The 20450-nt window shown below is 35.4% G+C and carries 21 protein-coding genes; 6 read left to right on the top strand and 15 right to left on the bottom strand.

Annotated features, from left to right (window positions below):
- Positions 1-8: 8 nt before the first annotated feature.
- The 6 genes from ctaG to cyoE all read right to left on the bottom strand — a co-directional run bounded on the left by ctaG (position 9) and on the right by cyoE (position 6227).
- On the bottom strand, positions 9-911 hold the full coding sequence (ctaG, locus tag C1A05_RS06885) for a cytochrome c oxidase assembly factor CtaG (RefSeq protein ID WP_102027472.1): 903 nt from the start codon (positions 909-911) through the stop codon (positions 9-11).
- Between the two features lie 230 nt (positions 912-1141).
- A complete protein-coding gene (gene ctaF / locus C1A05_RS06890; protein ID WP_102027473.1) occupies positions 1142-1462 on the bottom strand; it encodes a cytochrome c oxidase subunit IVB in 321 nt (106 codons plus the stop codon).
- Positions 1463-1465: 3 nt separating this feature from the next.
- Entirely contained in the window at positions 1466-2101 is a 636-nt protein-coding gene (locus C1A05_RS06895; protein ID WP_102027474.1) for a cytochrome (ubi)quinol oxidase subunit III, read from the bottom strand.
- Positions 2098-3960 (bottom strand): cytochrome c oxidase subunit I, encoded by a 1863-nt coding sequence (gene ctaD / locus C1A05_RS06900; protein WP_102027475.1) that lies wholly within the window; start codon positions 3958-3960, stop codon positions 2098-2100. The genes C1A05_RS06895 and ctaD overlap by 4 nt, the downstream gene beginning before the upstream one ends.
- Before the next feature lie 52 nt (positions 3961-4012).
- Entirely contained in the window at positions 4013-5203 is a 1191-nt protein-coding gene (gene coxB / locus C1A05_RS06905) for a cytochrome c oxidase subunit II (protein WP_102027476.1), read from the bottom strand.
- A gap of 79 nt (positions 5204-5282) precedes the next feature.
- Positions 5283-6227: a heme o synthase gene (gene cyoE, locus C1A05_RS06910; protein WP_102027477.1), complete on the bottom strand. Its 945-nt coding sequence runs from the start codon at positions 6225-6227 to the stop codon at positions 5283-5285.
- Positions 6228-6774: 547 nt separating this feature from the next.
- On the opposite strand from cyoE, the gene C1A05_RS06915 reads away from it, so the two are divergent.
- Complete coding sequence (locus C1A05_RS06915) at positions 6775-7683, top strand: COX15/CtaA family protein (RefSeq protein WP_102027478.1); 909 nt, start codon at positions 6775-6777, stop codon at positions 7681-7683.
- Between the two features lie 82 nt (positions 7684-7765).
- Here the strand turns inward: C1A05_RS06915 and pyc are convergent, their stop codons facing one another.
- From pyc to glsA, 4 genes are all read right to left on the bottom strand, one after another.
- A complete protein-coding gene (pyc, locus tag C1A05_RS06920) occupies positions 7766-11212 on the bottom strand; it encodes a pyruvate carboxylase (RefSeq protein WP_102027479.1) in 3447 nt (1148 codons plus the stop codon).
- Between the two features lie 15 nt (positions 11213-11227).
- Positions 11228-12397: a putative lipid II flippase FtsW gene (gene ftsW, locus C1A05_RS06925; protein ID WP_102027480.1), complete on the bottom strand. Its 1170-nt coding sequence runs from the start codon at positions 12395-12397 to the stop codon at positions 11228-11230.
- A 369-nt stretch (positions 12398-12766) separates the two neighbouring features.
- Positions 12767-13045 carry a YlaN family protein gene (locus tag C1A05_RS06930; protein ID WP_102027481.1) on the bottom strand — a complete coding sequence of 93 codons (279 nt, stop codon included), beginning with the start codon at positions 13043-13045 and terminating at the stop codon, positions 12767-12769.
- A 173-nt stretch (positions 13046-13218) separates the two neighbouring features.
- Entirely contained in the window at positions 13219-14148 is a 930-nt protein-coding gene (glsA, locus tag C1A05_RS06935; RefSeq protein ID WP_102027482.1) for a glutaminase A, read from the bottom strand.
- An 87-nt stretch (positions 14149-14235) separates the two neighbouring features.
- On the opposite strand from glsA, the gene C1A05_RS06940 reads away from it, so the two are divergent.
- Positions 14236-14742 carry a hypothetical protein gene (locus tag C1A05_RS06940; RefSeq protein WP_102027483.1) on the top strand — a complete coding sequence of 169 codons (507 nt, stop codon included), beginning with the start codon at positions 14236-14238 and terminating at the stop codon, positions 14740-14742.
- 243 nt (positions 14743-14985) lie between these two features.
- Here the strand turns inward: C1A05_RS06940 and C1A05_RS06945 are convergent, their stop codons facing one another.
- Positions 14986-16314: a PhoH family protein gene (locus tag C1A05_RS06945; RefSeq protein ID WP_102027484.1), complete on the bottom strand. Its 1329-nt coding sequence runs from the start codon at positions 16312-16314 to the stop codon at positions 14986-14988.
- A gap of 213 nt (positions 16315-16527) precedes the next feature.
- Here C1A05_RS06945 and C1A05_RS06950 point away from each other — a divergent pair, with 213 nt between their 5' ends.
- Positions 16528-17124: a YhcN/YlaJ family sporulation lipoprotein gene (locus C1A05_RS06950; protein WP_102027485.1), complete on the top strand. Its 597-nt coding sequence runs from the start codon at positions 16528-16530 to the stop codon at positions 17122-17124.
- Positions 17125-17228: 104 nt separating this feature from the next.
- Entirely contained in the window at positions 17229-17429 is a 201-nt protein-coding gene (locus C1A05_RS06955; RefSeq protein ID WP_102027486.1) for a YlaI family protein, read from the top strand.
- 50 nt (positions 17430-17479) lie between these two features.
- On the opposite strand, the gene C1A05_RS06960 is transcribed toward C1A05_RS06955, so the two are convergent.
- Positions 17480-17767: a hypothetical protein gene (locus tag C1A05_RS06960; RefSeq protein ID WP_102027487.1), complete on the bottom strand. Its 288-nt coding sequence runs from the start codon at positions 17765-17767 to the stop codon at positions 17480-17482.
- A gap of 4 nt (positions 17768-17771) precedes the next feature.
- A complete protein-coding gene (locus C1A05_RS06965) occupies positions 17772-18119 on the bottom strand; it encodes a YlaH-like family protein (protein ID WP_234998388.1) in 348 nt (115 codons plus the stop codon).
- 137 nt (positions 18120-18256) lie between these two features.
- On the opposite strand from C1A05_RS06965, the gene C1A05_RS17980 reads away from it, so the two are divergent.
- Positions 18257-18424 (top strand): DUF5325 family protein, encoded by a 168-nt coding sequence (locus C1A05_RS17980; RefSeq protein WP_159462015.1) that lies wholly within the window; start codon positions 18257-18259, stop codon positions 18422-18424.
- Between the two features lie 43 nt (positions 18425-18467).
- Here the strand turns inward: C1A05_RS17980 and C1A05_RS06970 are convergent, their stop codons facing one another.
- Complete coding sequence (locus C1A05_RS06970; RefSeq protein WP_102027488.1) at positions 18468-19268, bottom strand: inositol monophosphatase family protein; 801 nt, start codon at positions 19266-19268, stop codon at positions 18468-18470.
- A gap of 172 nt (positions 19269-19440) precedes the next feature.
- Between C1A05_RS06970 and C1A05_RS06975 the strand changes: the two genes are divergently transcribed.
- Positions 19441-20076: a YktB family protein gene (locus C1A05_RS06975; protein ID WP_234998389.1), complete on the top strand. Its 636-nt coding sequence runs from the start codon at positions 19441-19443 to the stop codon at positions 20074-20076.
- Positions 20077-20161: 85 nt separating this feature from the next.
- Here C1A05_RS06975 and C1A05_RS06980 read toward each other — a convergent pair whose 3' ends face one another.
- On the bottom strand, positions 20162-20431 hold the full coding sequence (locus C1A05_RS06980; RefSeq protein WP_102027490.1) for a UPF0223 family protein: 270 nt from the start codon (positions 20429-20431) through the stop codon (positions 20162-20164).
- Positions 20432-20450 lie beyond the last annotated feature (19 nt).

Here is a 20450-nt window from a genome sequence, read left to right on the forward strand (position 1 = left end):
ATTGTATTTTAAGATTGGTTTGGAATTGGATCTATATCACGGTTTTCTTTACGGTACCAACTAAAGAATACCTTACCTAGCACGATACCATAAATAATTTCTTGCATGACTTTCATTAAAATACCACCTGCTTGCTGGTCATGTAATAAAGACATATCTGTAAAAAATTCAGGACCATTAAACGCTGTTGTATTTAAACCAGATAAAACATCAAAAGGCACACATAAACTTAAAGCATTTGACCAAGCTTCCATATTCGAATACGTCTCATATAGAGATTCAGGCGCAAATATAATTAAACCACAAGCAGGAGTAATCAATACTCCATTAGCAAAAATGTAAAATATTTTAAATAATGGTTTAATTCGTTGTTGCTCTTCTAACGGTGTAATGAGTGGCCACCACATACAGAAGGCCGCAAATAATATTACGATAGAGATAATGGAATGTGCTGTGGCGCTTGTCTTTGAGAAGTCCAAAATATCAGGTAAATGGTAAATGGAAAATAAAAAGTTAAATAAAAATATCGCTATTAGTGGCTTTGTAAATAGATTTAATATTGGTTTCAATACTTTAATATTGAAGACTTTTCTCCAGATCCATCCAGGAATACCCCTTATGATGAGAATTGGGAAAAGTAAATAAAATAAAGCCATTTGGATCATGTGAGCTAATAAAGAAATATGAGAAAGTAAATCAACTGGTGCCCCTTTCACTAAGTAAAGAGTCAGCATTCCAAGGTAAAAGGAGAACTGTTGTTTCCCAGTAGGTACAGATTGGTTGCTTCCACCGAATTTATGTCTCAGTGGCCCTGTTATTAAGTAATATAGTAAACTAAGTGCTATTACAAACAACAAGAAATACGGACTCCAAAGTGCGCGGAACCCAAAAATTTGTAATTTTGTCCACATATTTATGTCACTCCAATATAGGTGTATATATCATTCCTATTATAACTGATTTCCACATTCGTTTCTAAGTAATCCTCTATTATTCATGAATTTGTCATAAATAGAACCTGGAGTCACTTCTTTTCTAATAGTATACCGTCTCCTGCATACCAATTAATAATCTATACAGATCCATTAGATAAATTACACACACATAAAAAAATCGGAGCGAATCGCTCCGATTTTCTAACTTAAATCCATGTAATAGTTGTTAAAGCTAAAATGGTTAGAATAGCAGCGAAAATACCGGAATAAATCATTAACGCTGGCATTTCATGACCTTTTTCACTCATATGCATGAAATAGTATAGCTGAAACATAACTTGTACTGCTGCTAATAACAGTAACACTGGGATAATAAATAATTTACTGAAGTCCCCTGCTACTAAAGCAAAAGCTACAATCGTAAAAATAATCATCAAGGCAAATGTAATAACTTGGTGTTTCATTTGCTCTTTATGCTTTACTTTATAAAACTCATCTGTATGACTGGATTTGGTGTTTTCTGCCATAATTTATCCCACCTTCCCCATCAAATAAACAACTGTAAAGATAAATACCCATACAACATCAATAAAGTGCCAGTATAGACTTGAAATATAAAACTTTGGTGCGTTGTAAAGGTTTAAACCACGTCTTGCGTTACGAACCATTAGAGCAACAATCCAGCATAATCCAAATACAACGTGCGCGCCGTGGAAGCCAACAAGTGCATAAAAGGCTGATCCAAAAGCAGATGATGTAAATGTATGGTGGAACTCATGATAATAATGTGTAAACTCATAAATTTCACAAGCTAAGAATGCAAGACCAAGTAATACAGTGATACCTAGCCATAGCATCATTTTCTTAAAATCATGATTTTTCATATGGTACATAGCATAAACACTGGTTAATGAGCTTGTTAATAAGAACATGGTCATAATAAACACAAGTTCTAGACCAAATAGCTCTTGAGAAGGTGTGGCATGCTCCGCATTTCCAAACGAGTTTTTCAATGCTAAATACGTACCGAATAAACTTGCAAATAATACAGTTTCACCACCAAGGAAGAACCAGAAACCTAAAAATTTATTTTTACCTTCAAGGGTAGCTTTCTCAGGTTCATGCGGTAGGTTTTCAGAACTCAATACATCTTCATGTGTACTCATTCTACCTCAGCCCCCTCTTTTTCAAGATCTTCTTTATGAATATGGTGCCCTAAATCGTCTTTAACTGAACGAACGAGCATACTTCCAAATGTTAGTACAAAACCAACAATGATTGCAATGTATGCAGCATTCGAATCAACACGATAGATAACGCCTAAACCTGCAATAAATAATCCTAAAGATATAACAAACGGTAAGATTGAGTTGTTAGGCATATGAATATCATCTACAGGTTCAGCTGGAATCATTTTCCCATTACCTTGTGTTTTCTCAATCCATAATGCGTCTAGTCCACGCACTAATGGTAATTGTTTAAAATTGTAATGCGGTGTTGGAATAGGTAAGCTCCATTCTAATGTACGACCATCCCATGGGTCACGTGTACATTTTTCACCACTAACAGACGTTTTAATAATGTTGTAAAGTAAAATTATTGTACCTACACCCATTAAGAAGGCGCCAATTGTACTTATAAAGTTTCCAGTTTCAAACTCTTGACCTTCTAGATATGTCCAATATCTACGAGGCATACCCATTAGACCTAAGAAATGTTGAATAAAGAATGTTAAATGGAAACCAGTAAAGAATGTCCAGAATGTCCATTTACTTAACTTTTCATCTAATACTTTACCAAACATTAATGGCCACCAATACGTAACACCTGCTAAGATACCAAACACGACCCCACCAACAATAACGTAGTGGAAGTGAGCGACTACGAAGTAAGAGTCATGATACTGGAAATCAGCTGGAGCTACAGCTAACATAACACCAGTTACCCCACCTAATAAGAAGGATGGAATAAATGCTGCTGACCAAAGCATCGGAGACGTTAGACGAATTTTACCGCCCCACATTGTTAGTAACCAGTTAAATATTTTAATACCTGTTGGAATCGCAATCGCCATTGTTGCAACTGCGAAAATGGAGTTCGCTACTGGACCCATACCTGTTGTAAACATGTGGTGAGCCCATACCATAAATCCTAAAAATGCGATTAATACTGTTGCAAATACCATTGATGAATATCCGAACAAACGCTTTTTAGAGAAGACTGGTATGATTTCACTGAATATACCAAACGCAGGAAGTATTAAAATATATACTTCTGGGTGTCCGAAAATCCAGAATAAGTGTTCCCAAATGATTTCATTACCACCCATTGTTGCCTCGAAGAATTGAGCACCAAATAGGCGATCGAATGTTAGTAAGAAAATACCAACTGTTAAAGCTGGGAATGCAAATAAAATTAATACACTAGCTACAAAAGTAGTCCATGTAAATAGTGGCATACGCATATATGTCATACCTGGAGCACGCATTGTAACAATGGTAACTAAGAAGTTAATACCACCCATTAACGTACCGAAACCAGAAATTTGTAGACCAATTGCGTAAAAGTCCACACCATGACCTGGTGAGTAAATAGACAATGGAGCATAAGAAGTCCATCCAGCATCAGGTGCGCCACCTAAAAACCAAGATAGGTTTAGTAAAATACCACCAAATAAGAATAACCAAAAACCTAATGCGTTAATAAATGGAAATGCAACATCACGAGCACCTATTTGTAATGGCATGACCGCATTCATTAAAGCAAACAATAGCGGCATTGCTGCCAAGAAAATCATGGTCGTACCGTGCATTGTAAACACTTCATTGTAAAATTGAGCCCCGATTAAAGCATTTTCGGGATACATAAGCTGTAAACGAATTAGCAAGGCTTCAAGACCACCAAGTAAGAAAAAGAATCCACCACCAATTAAATAGAGGCTAGCTATTTTCTTATGGTCTACTGTAGTTAAATAATCCCACAGTACAGAACCAAAGCCACGCTTCTTTGCAGTTGCTGTACTCACACTTTTTACCTCCCTTAGAACATCATCCTAAATATGAGCAACAAAAATTCTTTTATTGTTCGTTTGTTTCTTCTTCAGCAGATTCCTCTGTTGATTCTTCTTCTGTTGTATTCTCTTCACCTTCGCCTTCTTCTTCCTTAGGCTCGGCTTGAATATATTCATTATCGCGAGCATCGTCTGGACCAATTTCACTTGGTTGTAATGTCAACAAGTACTCCGCAATCTTACCTGCATCTTCTTTGCTTGGTACAACATAGTTACCAGTCATCTCGTTTCCAGGCTTGAAGCTTTCTGGATCTAAAATCCATTTCACGATGTTTTCTTTCGTATTTTCTTCAATACCTGCTAATGTTTCTCGAGTGCCAAAGCTAGTTAAGTTAGGTCCTACCCCAACAGCTGGTGATGCACCGATTGCGTGACATGCCATACAGCTTTGTTGGAATAATGCTTGACCTTCTGCTGCAACAGTGTCTGCTGGAGTATCCTCTGCAGATGCTTCTTGCATGTCAGAAATCCATTGATCAAATTCTCCTGGACTAACTGCAATAACTCTAAATTCCATTAAAGAGTGAGATGGTCCACAGAATTCTGCACAGTGTCCCCAATAGACCCCTTCTTCTGTTGCATTGATAAACATTTCATTTTCATTTTTACCTGGGTTTGTATCCATTTTACCAGAAATTGTTGGTACCCAGAAGGAGTGAATGACATCTCCTGAGGATAGTTTTACATAAACACGTTTATCTGTAGGAATATATAAATCCTGACTTGTCGTTACATTCAAATCACGGTAGCTAAAATTCCACCAAAACTGTTTCGCAGTTACATCAATCCATAATACATCTTCCGCTTCTTCAGCATCCTCTGCTTGTGCTTCAGGCTCTGTTTCTGCTAGAGCAAATGTGTATTGAACTGTTGGTACTGCTAGGATTAATAGCAAGATAATTGGAATGACTGTCCATATTGTTTCTAAAACATGGTTCCCTTCTACTTGCTTTGGTATGTAGTCCTCTTGCCCTTTTTTCTGGCGGAATCGGACCATAACAATGACAAAAATTGCAACTACAACAATAACTACTAATACCATAATTGCAAGACTAATAAGCATTAAATCATAGCTCATTTGTGCGCCTTCACCTTTAGGCTGCAGTGCACTTACATATGGGTTCCCACATCCTGAAAGAAATAGCGCTAAGGCTCCTAACAGGAAAAGCGTGCGAAACCGCCCCATCCATCCTTTCATGAATTATTACCCCTCTTTCTCTTTTATATATTTTTATTTATAGAATCAGAAAGAAAAGAATGATACTTTTCTGATTACACTAGAAGAATGATGGCAATGTAGCAACTACCATCGCAATAGATAAAATGGTTAAATAATTAATGGAGTAAATAAACATCCATTTTGCCCATTTCATATCATCTTTCATAAAAAATCCTCTTACTGATAGTACTACCCACCCTACATTTAATAATGTTGCCAAAATCATAAAAATAGTTCCTAATGAACTTAAGTAAAATGGCAGTGGTAGTAAACAAAGGATATATATTAAAATTTGTCTTTTTGTAATAGAGAAACCATGAACTACAGGTAACATAGGAATTCCTACTGCCTTATACTCCTTCACTTTCATCATAGCTAATGCTAAAAAGTGTGGTGTTTGCCATATAAACATAATTAAGAAAAAGACAAATGCTACTGGGTGAAATGTCGGATCAACTGCTAACCATCCAATTAATGGTGGCACAGCTCCGGAAAAGCTTCCTACTATCGTATTTAATGTGTAACGTCTTTTAGACCACATTGTATATAAAACTACATAAACAAACCATCCAAATATTCCTGTTACGGCTGCTGGTACATTTGTTAATAGAAGAAACATAGCACCCAATATAGAAAAACCAATGCCGATTCGTAACACTTGTGCATTTGATAAGGTTCCTGTAACAGTCGGACGTTTCTTTGTTCTAGACATTTTTTGATCGATGTCTCTATCATAGTAATTATTTAGGACACATCCACCTGCAATGACAAATCCTGTACCTAACAATACGAAAATTAAAGATTGCCAATGATCAAAAAATGTTGTATTTGAATAAAACAATGCTAGCCAAAAGCCAGCAAAGGTAGTCATTAAATTAGAATTTATAATACCTATTTTTATTAGTGCTAAAAAATCAGCCCATAAAGTTGTCTTCGTCTCAGTAGGTTGTTCTTTAGCAGGATCTAGTATTGAAGTTGTCTCTATAGCCTTCGGGTTATTCATCATAACCTTCCTCTCTATCCTACTTTACATTTTATTTTCATCCAAAATCACGATTATTATGAAGAAAGTTCCTTTATTTCGTAATTATAAATAACACTTGTTATATTGTATCACGTAAAGGTATTCACATCTATTTAATCACACAATTATTATGATTGTGTGACAAATTTATGAACTTTAACTAGCTATTTACATCAAAGCTCTTCTTATATATTAAATAAAACCAATAAATTTTAGCAAAACGCTTCTATTCCTATTTATGCCCTATTTATTTCTATCAAACAAATATAGAAACATCAAGACTTTATTTTTGTGAAAAAATATGATGTACACTGTTTTCTATAAAATACCACGAAATGAATATAGTAAAAAGATGAAAAACAACATTAAACATGATAGCATTTCTTTAGACACATTTCATTAAAAAAACTACGAATAAAGTACAAAACTTTCAAAGTTCAACAATTTGACAAAAAATCTTTTGTCATTAACTTTGTTTTGTATTAGTATTGATATGATTGACTTCAAGTAGACAGGCGGTATCATAATGATCAAAATATTAAAATGGCTATCAGTATTATCTACTATTGGAATGCTATTTGTGTTAATTGGTGGTGCACTTGTTACAAAAACCGAATCCGGATTAGGTTGTGGACAAAGCTGGCCATTATGTGACGGTGAAGTAATTCCAACCAATATAACTCCAGAACTAATAATTGAACTTAGTCACCGTTTAGCTACAGGTACAGTAGGTATATTAGTTTTAGCGCTTTCCATCTTAAGTTGGAAGTTTATTGGTCATATACGAGAAACAAAGTTTTTAGCTTTCATTTCGGTTTTCTTTCTAATATTACAATCCCTAATTGGGGCATCTAATGTACTTTGGCCACAGTCTGATTTTGCATTAGCACTACACTTTGGTATTTCGCTCATATCCTTTTCATCAGTCTTCTTACTTATGGTACTTATTTTCGAGATCGATAAAAAGTTTGATGCAGAATCTTTGTATATTGATAAGAAGTTACGTAGACAGTTTTATGGAATAACGATTTATACATTACTAGTTGTTTATACTGGTGCATTAGTACGGCATGCAAATGCTAGTTTAGTATGTAAAGATTGGCCACTATGCGATTCATCATTGGGTCTTTCTGATTTTAACCTTCAGCAATGGATTCAGATGGGGCATAGAATGTCTGTTGGTATTCTTATTATTTGGGTAATCTATTTATATATTCGGATTATAAGACAATACAAACATAGTAAGATTATGTTTAATGGGTGGACGATTGCAACTTCCTTCATTGCATTCCAAGTATTTTTAGGTGCATTGATTATCTTTACGGTTCTGAACTTGTTTATTGCATTGCTTCACGCCTTAATTGTATGTTGTTTTTTTGCCATTCTAACATACTATTTACTATTATCTTACAGAAGTTCAAAAATGAAAAAGTAAGCGTTCAAAAAGCTAGAGGTAACGACTATACCCTAGCTTTTTTTATGTAATAAAGCCCCCTACTCATGTAGAGGGCCAATGCTTATTCCATTTCGATTAATAAATCTCCTGTTCCAATTGTATCACCATTTGATACATGTACTTGCTTAACAATGCCATCGAAAGGAGCTTGAACAGTTGTTTCCATCTTCATTGCTTCTGTAATAATTAAATGATCACCTTTTTTAACTCGTTCACCTTTATCAACAACAACTTGTAATACTGTACCAGGCATAGAAGCACCGATATGCTTTTCATTACTCTTATCCGCTTTTGGTCTTTCTGCAATAACATTTCGGATACTCTCGTCCTTTACGATTACTTCACGTGGTTGACCATTTAATTCAAAGTAAACCACACGTGTGCCATTGCTTTGAGGCTCTCCAATGGATACCAATTTTACGATTAACGTTTTACCTTGTTCAATAACGACCTCTATCTCTTCCCCAAGTCGCATACCATAGAAAAAGGTTGGTGTATCCAATACGGAGATATCACCATATTCGTTATAAAACTTGTTATAATCCATAAATACTTTAGGATATAACGCATTAGCCAATAAGTCAAAGCTTGTAATTTCCCGGTTTAACGTATGGTACAACGTATCCCGCATTTCATTAAAATCGATATTTTCCATTAATTCTCCAGGTCTAACTTTAATTGGTTCTTTTCCTTTCAAAATAATACGCTGTAATTCTTGTGGAAACCCTTGATATGGCTGACCTAAATATCCTTGGAAAAACTGAACAACACTATCAGGAAAATCAAGTTTTTCTCCATTTTCGTATATATCGTCCTCTGTGAGATTATTTTGGACCATATATAACGCCATATCTCCAACAATCTTAGAAGATGGTGTAACTTTTACGATATCTCCAAATAAATCATTAACCCTTCGATACATACGCTTAACTTCATCCCAACGATCACCTAAACCAACCGCCTTTGCTTGTTGCTTTAGATTGCTGTATTGACCACCTGGCATTTCATGTTCATACACTTCTGAATGGGGCGCATTCATACCACTTTCAAATTCATGATAGTACTTTCGAATGTCCTCCCAATAATAGCCAAGCTGCTCATAGGACTTGATGTCAACATCAGGCTGACGGTTGTTTTCTGATAGTGCATAATATAAACTATTTGCGCTAGGTTGTGAGGTTAAGCCTGACATAGGGCCGCAAGCTACATCCACTACATCTACACCAGCATCTATTGCTTTTGCATAAGTGAAAATACCATTTCCACTCGTGTCATGTGTGTGCAAATGAATTGGAATATCAATCGTTTCTTTTAAAGTAGAAATCAGACGATACGCAGCTTCTGGCTTTAATAAGCCTGCCATATCTTTAATACCTAAAATATGTGCACCAGATGCTTCCAGTTCTTTCGCTAACTCTTTATAGTAATGTAAATCATATTTGCTTCGATTCGGATCTAAAATATCCCCGGTGTAACACATCGCTGCTTCTGCCACCTTATTCTGTGACAAAACTGCATCAATTGCAAGTGTCATTCCCTCGACCCAGTTGAGGCTATCAAAAATCCGGAACACATCAATTCCAGCGTTTGCGCTTTTTTCAACAAATTCCTTTATGACATTATCCGGATAATTTTTATATCCAACTGCATTGCTAGCTCTAAGTAACATTTGGAACAACAAATTCGGCATTTTTTGTCTCATTGCTAGCAATCGATCCCAAGGGTCTTCCTTTAAGAAACGATAGGCTACATCAAAGGTTGCTCCTCCCCACATTTCCACGGAGAAAAGGTTAGGTAAAAGGTTAGCAGTGGGCTCAGCAATTTCTAAAAGGTCCTTCGTGCGAAAACGTGTTGCTAAAAGCGATTGATGGGCATCGCGGAAGGTTGTATCAGTCAGTAAAACCTTTGATTGATCCTTCACCCACTTCGCTAAGCCTTCTGGACCTCTTTCATCTAAGATTTGTTTTGTACCAGATAAATTCGAGTCATTTATTTTAATATTCGGAATTCTAGGGGTATCAAAAACTGGTTTTTTCTTTTTACCAATCCCTTCAAACCCATTTACGGTTATATTCCCAATATAGGATAACATTTTCGTACCCCTATCCTTACGTTTCGGGAATACAAATAGCTCTGGCGATTGGTCAATAAATGATGTATTGTAAGATCCGGATAAAAATTTAGGATGCTGTATGACGTTTTCTAAAAACGGTATGTTGGTTTTAATTCCACGAATCCGAAACTCTTTTAGGTTTCGAACCATTTTATGTGCGGCTTTATCAAATGTCAATGCCCAAGTCGATACTTTTACAAGTAGAGAATCATAGTAAGGGGAAATTACCGCTCCTTGGAAACCGTTTCCTGCATCAAGCCGAACTCCAAAGCCCCCACCAGAGCGATATGCCATAATTTTTCCTGTATCCGGCATAAAGTTATTTAATGGGTCTTCTGTAGTCACTCGTGATTGAATCGCATATCCATTTGTTTTAATTTCGTTTTGTTTTGGTATGCCAACCGTTTCGCTATTTAATTCATAACCAGCAGCAATTAAAATTTGGGTCTGTACGATATCAATACCAGTTATTAATTCAGTAATTGTATGTTCCACTTGTACACGAGGGTTCACTTCAATAAAGTAAAATTCATCATTTGATACTAAAAATTCAACAGTCCCCGCATTCACATATTGAACATTATTCATTAGCTTTACTGCTGCTTGGCAAATATCTTCACGCAATTGCTCTGATAGAGATACACTTGGCGCTACTTCTACTACTTTCTGGTGCCTTCTTTGAACAGAGCAATCCCTTTCATATAGATGAACAATATTACCAGCATGATCGCCAATAATTTGGACCTCAATATGTTTCGGATCTTCTACAAATTTCTCTATATATACTTCATCATTACCAAATGCAGCTTTAGCTTCTGACTTTGCTCTTTCAAAGGAATCTTTTAAGGAATCGCGACTACGTACGATTCGCATACCACGTCCCCCACCACCTAGTGCAGCTTTAATGATAATTGGGAACCCGTGCTTCTCCCCAAACGCATATGCTTCCTCTACACTTTCGATTGGCCCATCGGTACCTGGAATCACCGGGATATTCGCTTCAATCGCTTGATGACGTGCCTTTACTTTATCCCCAAACATATCTAAATGCTTTACATTCGGTCCGATAAAAAGAATCCCTTCTTCTTGACATCTTCTAGCAAAATGGATGTTTTCAGATAAGAATCCATAACCTGGATGAATAGCATCTACCCCAACATTTTTGGCAATTTCAATAATACCTTCTATATCTAGGTATGCATCAATAGGTTTTTTTCCTTTTCCAACTAAATAGGCTTCATCCGCTTTATATCTATGATAGGATCCAGTATCTTCCTGAGAATAAATAGCAACCGTAGAAATGTTTAGCTCTGTACAAGCACGAAATACCCGTATTGCTATTTCCCCCCGGTTTGCAACTAGTACTTTTTTGATTTCCCTTATTTGTTTCTCCATCTTATCCCCACTTTCCTATTGTCCAACTGAACGAAGTCTTGGTTCTGTAGGAATCGCCTCTTTCCTTTTACGAATAGGCGTCTCTTGACTCCGAACTTGCATAGCAATGTTATTTAAAACTCCCATTGATACCATTAATACTAAAAGGGAGCTTCCACCATAACTTAAAAATGGTAACGTGACACCTGTAATAGGCAAAAGTCCACTCACAGCACCAATATTAATAAATGCTTGTATCCCAATCATGGAAGATATTCCAATAGCAAGTAAAGAACCAAAGGCGTCTTCACATTTTTTTGCTATATATAAACCTCGTATGACAATCAATGCTAATAAACCAATAGACACTATGACTCCAACTAAACCTAATTCTTCCGCCACTATTGCTAGTATAAAATCTGTATGTGCGTGATCTAAATATCCTAATTTCTGAACGGAGTTTCCAAGTCCTACTCCGGTTAATCCACCAGTTCCAATTGCTACATAAGATTGAATTAATTGATAGCCACTGTCTAAATGATCTTCAAAAGGCTCGTATGCACCAGTAAAGCGTTCTGAACGCTCATCTGTCACTAAATGTGGTACTACTGCTATTAATAATAAAACACCAACACCTATCAGTGCAGCTAAATGTCGAAAACGTATTCCAGAAGATAAAATGACACTCAATGAAATTAAAAAGATAATCGATGCTGTTCCAATATCCGGTTGAAGAATAACTAAACCTAATACAATCGAAGTTATCACGAGTGGTGGCACAACTGCTTTCGAAAAATTATCAATGTAACTAATTTTTTTCGAAAAGACTGCTGCTAAATACATAATGAGCCCTAGTTTAGCAACCTCAGCTGGTTGGAAGCTTAGCACTTTTAAATCGTACCAGGACTTCGCATAGTTTACCTCTTTCCCAAAAATAAGTACGCCAATTAATAAAAGAATAATTCCAAAGGTTATCATTTTTATGATTCTTTTATACTTTTGATATGGAATAAACAGAGTAAAGAAAAATAAAAAACTTCCCATTAGTACCCATTGAATTTGTTTTACTAAAAAGTATGTACTAGACTCAAATTCCATGACTCCATATAACATACTCGCACTATATATCATGACAATTCCGAATCCTGCTAAGGCAAGAGGTGAGAACGTCAGAGCAAAATCTAAGTTTTTCCATCGTTTTTTCATATGTAGTCATCCTTATGCTGTTAATTTGATTAGAAAAACTTGGCATGTCGCTAACACATTACGCGATAGCCTTCGTTTTTCATATACTTTTACCTGTTAAATAATACGTGTTTTGGTAGAGTATAAACGTAAGCTTAGTCATGATCTATAAATGTTTTTTTACTAGCGTATATACGGGGTTTACCATTAGATGTAACTGACAAAGCCTTTGTTTTACTTTTATTCATTAAACTTGTCTATTCATTAATTTTACTACAAACAGGATGAAAACTCCTGCATATTTAGTAGGATAATTAAAAAAATCTATCGGATTTATCATTTTGCCAAAAATAAAAAGCTCAAATTACAACCAACGTTGTAATTTGAGCTTTATTTATTTTGAGCCGCTTCATGAAGACCACTTAGCTGTTTTTCTAAGTTTTCCATTATTTCCTTACCAGTTTCTTCACTAATTAACTGTAAACGGACTGCAAAGTTTATTTCCCTTGAAAGCCCAAACATTTGTGTATCTAAAACCTCTTCGTATAGAGGACATTGGGGCATTGTCAGGTTATCCATTTGCACTTTTATTAGCTGCAAGATTTTCTCCGCATCTTCTTTCAAAATGGCTAACGCTTGTTTTTGATCCGTAATAATTTCAGATGACACGGATAATTCCCCCTCTGCTCATTAACACCTACAATTTATCAAAAAGGTATAGTTTGAAAGCTAATAAACTATAAAATTCTGTAGATTAAAATATTGGTACTTCTAATACATTATATTACCGTTTCCACTTGAAAAATGCAAGATTTCGCTAATATACTTTTACAATTATGAAATTAAAAAATAGACCATTCGTAATGAGCAGACATTTTTTCTAATAGTTTTAATCCAATAACACTATTACCTTTTTCATCTAAGGAAGGACCAAAAACAGCAACTCCACCTAAGTTTTTTACAACTCCTAATATCACGCCAGATACTCCACTTTTGGCTGGAATCCCTACCTTTGTAGCAAATTCTCCAGAAGCATTATACATACCGCAAGTGACCATAAAGGTTTTACAGATTCTTGAATAAAAAGATGGAATAATCTCTTCACCAGTATCTAAGCTTTTTCCGTCATTAGCAAATAATGCCCCTATTTTAGCTAATTGTTCCACATTCATACTTATTGCACATTGCTTCGTGTATGTATCGAGTAATTCTTCCACACTTCCGGTAATTACCCCATTTTGCTTCATGAAGTAGCATAATGAGCGATTTAGAAACGCTGTCTCGAATTCAGATTTCGCCACTTCCTCGTCGTAGTAAATCGTATCATCACCAGTTATACGGTGGATGAGGGATAATATGGTACGTACCCTATCCTCCGAATTACCACCACAAAGCATATTCGTAATTGCTAATGCCCCCGCATTAATCATTGGGTTTAAGGGCTTAGAAGGCTTCCCAACCTCTAACGTTGAAATGGAGTAAAAAGGGTCGCTTGTAGGCTCTAAACCTACTCTTGAAAACACAGCCTCCACACCATGCTCCATTAAAGCGATTGCTAAGGATAAGACCTTTGAAACACTTTGGATTGTAAAATTGTAATCAACTTGTCCAGTACTTACACATTCCCCGTTAATATGTTGAAAAGCAACTGCATGCATTTCTGGGCGTTGTTTTTTTAGTGCAGGAATATAATCTGCTACTTTACCGTTATTCGCATATACACGTACATGCTCCATCATTTTTACTAAATCTTCTTGGTTAACATTTTGCATAAATATTGTCCTCCTTAATGCATATCTAACTAAAGTCCGTTATACTAAAAAGAGCAAGCTTATGTAATTTCTAATAGAGGTGAAAAAATGATAGTAATGTTAAATGGTAATGTTAACTTTCCTATTACACTAGACGTTGGTGTATGGATGTTTGATGATCGTAAAATGGAGTTTGAACAATTATTTACTACGAATAATGATGCGTTATTCACGAGCGACGAAGATGAAAACAAAAAGGCTTCCGAAAGATGGGACCGTGAATTACGTCAAGATGAACCTTTAAGTAAACCAGTAGATACGAATAACAATAAAATGTTAACACGCAAGGAACGAAATAAAATTTTAGAATCTACATATGCCATTTCCATTAAACCGTTCCTTAAGAATGCAGAGCCAAAAAAGAATGCATCGAAAGCTTTGCTTCTAACGAATAATGGTGAACATGAAATATCTTTAGACGATTTAGAAAATGGTTTTTTCCTTTTTGCAAAAGATGGTAAACCATTACAAGACGGTCCACTCTATTTCTATTTTGGCGATGGATCCAATAAAGATACGCCGATTAAAGAAATAAAAGAAATAAAAATTGCGTAGCTTTGATATTGTTAGAATAATTGCATACAATTTTGAAAGACCATAGCGTTTTCCATTATATAAAAATCCGCCGCTTCTAAGGACAATGATTAAAACCATTAGGTGGATCTAAATCAGCTATTTAACCAAAAAACTTCAAAAAAAAGAAAATCCAACCGTATACAGAATACATGCAAGCATTCTGTATGTTAAGTTGGATTTTCTTTTTGCAGTTACACACGCATTTCCCTGGCTTCATTTATATCATAAAAGGTCGGCCGCTAGCTGTGCTAATGACGATCTTTCTCCTTTTAATAATTTTACATGTCCACTAAGCGGATCCGTTTTAAATTTTTCCACAACATGTACTAAACCATTGTTATATTCATCTAAATACGGATGATCAATCTGTTGTGGGTCTCCGATTAATATAACTTTACTTCCCTCCCCTACTCTAGTTAAAATCGTTTTCACTTCATGCTTTGTTAAGTTTTGTGCCTCGTCAATTAGAATCAATTGCTCCGGAATACTTCTCCCTCTTATGTACGTTAATGCCTCCACTTGAATAGAGCCGATACCAGATAGTATCCGATCAAGGTCTTCTGACTTCTTTACATCAAATAAAAATTCTAAATTATCATATATCGGTTGCATCCAAGGTTTTAATTTTTCTTCCTTTTCACCTGGTAAATAACCAATATCTTTTCCTAAAGGCACAACTGGTCTTGCTACAAGCATTTTTTTATACAATCCTAAATCTTCTACCTGCATTAAACCTGTAGCAAGTGCTAATAATGTTTTTCCAGTACCCGCCTTTCCAATCATCGTAATAAGCTCAATATCTTTTCGGAATAACAATTCAAATGCCATTACTTGCTGGACATTACGAGGGGTTACTCCCCAAGCATTTTCTGTTTGAAACAAACATTTTTCAATCACTTGTTTACTTTGTCTTACAATCCCAACTGCGGATTGGGATCGATTTAATACATTTTTCATTACAATAAACTCATTAGAATATACATACTCTTGTTTCTCTTTCGGAATAGCGACCTTTCCATCTTGGTAAAAAGCATCTAGAACGTCAGCATCTACTAGCCATTCTTGGTAACCGTCATAAATTGTGTCTTCCTTTACAGCTCGTTCATTAAGAAAATCTTCCGCCTTGATTCCTAATGCATCTGCTTTAATCCGCATTAGAATGTCCTTCGAAACAAGAACTACTTCCCTATCTAAATGCTTCTCCTTCATTTCTAACTGTAAATTTAAGGCTACCGCTAGTATGCGATTATCATTCGTTCTTTCTAAAAAAATATCCTCCAATTTTGAAAATGATCGATGGTTTAGTTCAATTCGAAACAATCCACCTCTTGGTAAATCTACACCTTTATAAAGCTCGCCATTTTCGCGGAATCGCTCAATAATTCGTGACGTTTCACGAGCGTTACGACCCAATTCATCCATGTTCCGCTTTTTTGAATCCACTTCCTCTAAAACAATGGCTGGAATTACCACTTCATGCTCCTCAAAAGAAAAGATTGCTTGAGGATCCTGTAGTAACACATTGGTATCTAATACATATGTCCTCATCAAAAAAGCAGTCCTCCTAATATTTTGTTCTACGTAAGTAAAGTACTAAAAATAGCTAAAGCTAATTCAAAAATGCTACTTTCATCAAAAGGGCGCTTTCTAAACCATTAATTTCTAAAGAAAGGTTTGGTAAGTATTCCGTAATTTAATATATGATTTGAATCATAAAGTTAGACGAATCGGTGGAGAATATATTACAAAAGGAGTGACTTATGGATGCGAACGTCTTTTGTAAAAATGTTCTTTATGTTACTTATTTGTATAGGGTTAGCTGCGTGTAATGACGATAACAGCGCAAGGGAAAACAACAATCAGAATTTAATTAAGGTCAAAAACTCTGAAATAAGTGATGGCAATGAAAATAAAAATGCATCAAACACAGAAATGGCAAAACAAATTGCTCATTTAGCAGCAAGCATTCCTGGTGTGCAGGATGCAACGGCAATAGTGCTAGGACCGTATTCTATAGTAGGAATTGATGTAGATAAGGATTTAGATCGAACTCGAGTAGGTTCTATAAAATACTCTGTTGCAGAGGCGATAAAACAAGAAATGAATGGAAACAATACGATGGTTGTTGCGGATGGTGACGTAACCGAACGATTAAGAAGAATGTCCTATAAGCTACAGCAAGGACACCCAGAAGACGCAATTCTAGATGAATTAGGTGCTCTTATTGGCCGATATATGCCAGAAGTTCCCCCTAAACAAAATCAACCTTCTGAACCAGACACGAATAAACAAATGTTAGACAAACAAAAAGAACAACAATTAGAAAACACAAAAGATGATCAATCAAATAACAATTTATAAACACAATTGGGAGGTCTCGTTTTTATAACGGACCTCCCAATTGTTTCAAAAGTATGATAACTCATGTTATACTTTGTGTATTCGGTAATATAAGAGGTGACGAAATGAAAATAAAATGTATTTTATGTGATCGCATTGATTCCATTGACAGTGGAACATTATTAGCAAAAAATTTAAGAAAGAAACGCGTCATGTCTTATATGTGTGACGATTGTAATAAACGTATAAAAGAAAAAACAGAACAGCGTATTGCTACGGGAAACTTTAGAGTGTATCGCGAAAAGAAGAAAGATACGTATATTTAGATTTTAAACGAAAAACACAAAAACAGGGTTGGAAAATTCCAACCCTGTTTTCAAATAGGATAATTTTGATATCTCTCTGGATTTTGTTCCATCTGATCATAAATACAATCAATTAATTCGGTCGGGAAACGATAATTTCTTTCACCCTTTTCAAGCTTACACGTAACAAAGTACATCTCTTCTTTACGGTGCACGTGAATATCGATTACGTTATGTTCTTCCGTTAGCAATTCACGAAAAAAGGTTGTCGTATCTAAGGCTGCTTGATCTTCAGGTCGATTGTCTGCAACTAACTTTATGGTTAGCCAATTGTATACAGCATCCTGTAAAGATCTCACTAACTTACTCCACTCCTTTCGACGTGTCCTCCCTATTTTTTCGTTCTCTGTGTAAACGAAAACGGTAAATACCTAAAACAAGAATACTAATAACCAATACTTCTGCAATTGGATATTTAAATCCGAAGAACCATAATATAAAACAACCAATTACTAGTAATATATATACGACTAACGATTTTAATAACGGTAATTTTTTAGCAAAGCCCAATTTATATGTAATAATCGTTAATATGACGATTACAAGGTACAGTAAAAAGTAACCTGTTTTGTCTCCCATTTCAATTAGAAAATACTCAGATATTGGTCGAAAACCACTACTAGGTATCGTATCTGGTAAGTTGTTATCCATCAAACGTGTGCCTCCTTAAGCTTGTCTACTTAACAATCATACTAAATCTTCATTATTTTGACTACTAAAATATCAGAATAGAATAACTTGAGAAGCACAAACATCTTCATGTACACTAATAGAGTGAGGTGAAAAAAATGAATCCGAAAATGATCATGATGATTATGACAATACTAGTTGTCCTTTCCTTCTGCTCTGTAGGTATTACTATTGGACTTCGTAATTACTGGTTATCTGGAATCTTATTCATATTAGGCTTTATATTAATGGGACTAGGCTTACGTATTAAAAAGAAAATTCTCTAAAAACAAAGGCTATCCTTGAAAATTGTAAAGGATAGCCTTCTAATTATTTAACCTGGACATATTTCGTAATGATTTCATTATGTATGGAACGATTACACGTTAATATTGTATTTGTTTCCAGCATATTTAAAGGACCGCCTTCTACATTTGTGGTTACTCCGCCTACTTCATTAACGATAATAACACCTGCAGCAATATCCCACGGTGATAAACGCATCGTAAAGTAACCATCAATAATACCTTCTGCTACAAAAGCAAATTCCAATGCTGCAGAGCCATAGGAACGTGTACCACGCACTCGACGTATTAAGTTTTGGATTCCTTCCTCTTCTACACGGCGATTCGGAATTCCCCAAAATGAATTGATTCCTAAAATGGAATCTTCTAGTGTTGTTTCCGTATGCATCGGTAGCTTTTCATCATTTTTAAAAGCACCTTCCCCTTTTATAGCATAATAAAGGACATCTTCCATTACATTATAAATGAAACCGATCATCCCAACGCCATCTTTATAAATACCTATCGAGATAGCGAAATTACGTTTTTGGTGGACAAAGTTCATCGTTCCATCTATCGGATCAATAATCCATACCCAACCATCCAAGGATGTTAGAGTATCCCCAAACCCTTCTTCCCCTAATACTTTATGGTCTGGATAAGCACTCTTGATTTTTTGAATAAAGTATTTCTCTGTTTCTTCATCTACTTCTGTAACAAGATCTTTATAATCCTTCTTTAAATTAATGGTATGTGGTTTATGTACACTTTCTCTAATTTCCTTGCCGACTTCTAGAATCCAGTCTTTTACTTGCTCGTACATACTATGGATATTGATTGATTTCATTAGAAGAAACCCCTTTTTTTAGAATAATCTTGTTTAATCGTACCAAATATTAAGAAAAAAATCACCTTTCAGACGACCTATTATCATTGGGTTTTTCTTGCAAGCTGTGATAAACTATAACAAGTTATAGCTATTCTTTTTTAATAATAATTAAAATGTGTGATAGAAAGGAATGTCTAAAAGAATGACTTCATTTACCGGTTTTACACAAGATGACTTTGATGTATTTACGATTCCAGGTTTAGAAAATCGCATGGAGGCATTACGTGGAAATGTTTCTCCAAAACTAGAAGCTATTGCAACAGAATTGGCACCTACTTTAACAGCTTTGACTGGTGATGAAATGTTTGTGCATGTAGCGAAGCATGCACGAAGAACCATAAATCCACCTAAAGATACTTGGGCTGCTCTAGCAAACAACAAAAGAGGCTATAAGCAGTACCCTCATTTTCAGATTGGCCTTTGGGAAAGTCATTTATTTATTTGGTTTGCTGTAATATATGAAAGTCCAATTAAGCAATCCTACGCAAAAATTTTGCAAAAACATAAAAATAAAATCGAAAAAGAAATACCTAAATCATTTGTGTGGTCAAAAGATCATATGCAACCAGACGTTATTCCACACGAAGAGGCTGACTTAGACTCTTTATTTACTCGATTAGAAAATGTAAAGAAGGCAGAAATACTATGTGGGTTAACCTTTGACCGAAACGATCCCTTATTAAAAGACGGACAGGCTTTTCTAGTGAAATGTGAGGAAACCTTCCAAAAGCTACACTATTTATATCAATTAACAAAGGAAGTATAAGGACAAAGCTATATCCCCTAAAAGCCAAGAAAAAAGTAACAAAACCTTCCCTTCTATTTTCTCGGGGAGGGTTTTGTTCGTTTCCTTACATACGCAGTTTACTGTCACGCTCTAATTCTCTCGCTTTTTTCACTGTGCGATAAGGTGAATAGCCAGAGCTTTTTTCAAATGTTCCACACAATTTTTTCTCTTCACTTTTAGATGGGACTATTTGTTTGAACTTTGTATACGTAATTAAAAGATCGTCTCGATTTACTCCAGATTCATAAGCTTTCTCAACCATTTGAAAAAAATTAATAACATCTACGATTTCTTCTGTTGACCAAGTTTCATCTAATGGATATTGATAGTTCATTAGTTCTTCTCCTATTCTT

Origin of the sequence: Salirhabdus sp. Marseille-P4669, from assembly GCF_900240405.1 — a bacterium.
Classification (GTDB): domain Bacteria; phylum Bacillota; class Bacilli; order Bacillales; family Alkalibacillaceae; genus OEQK01.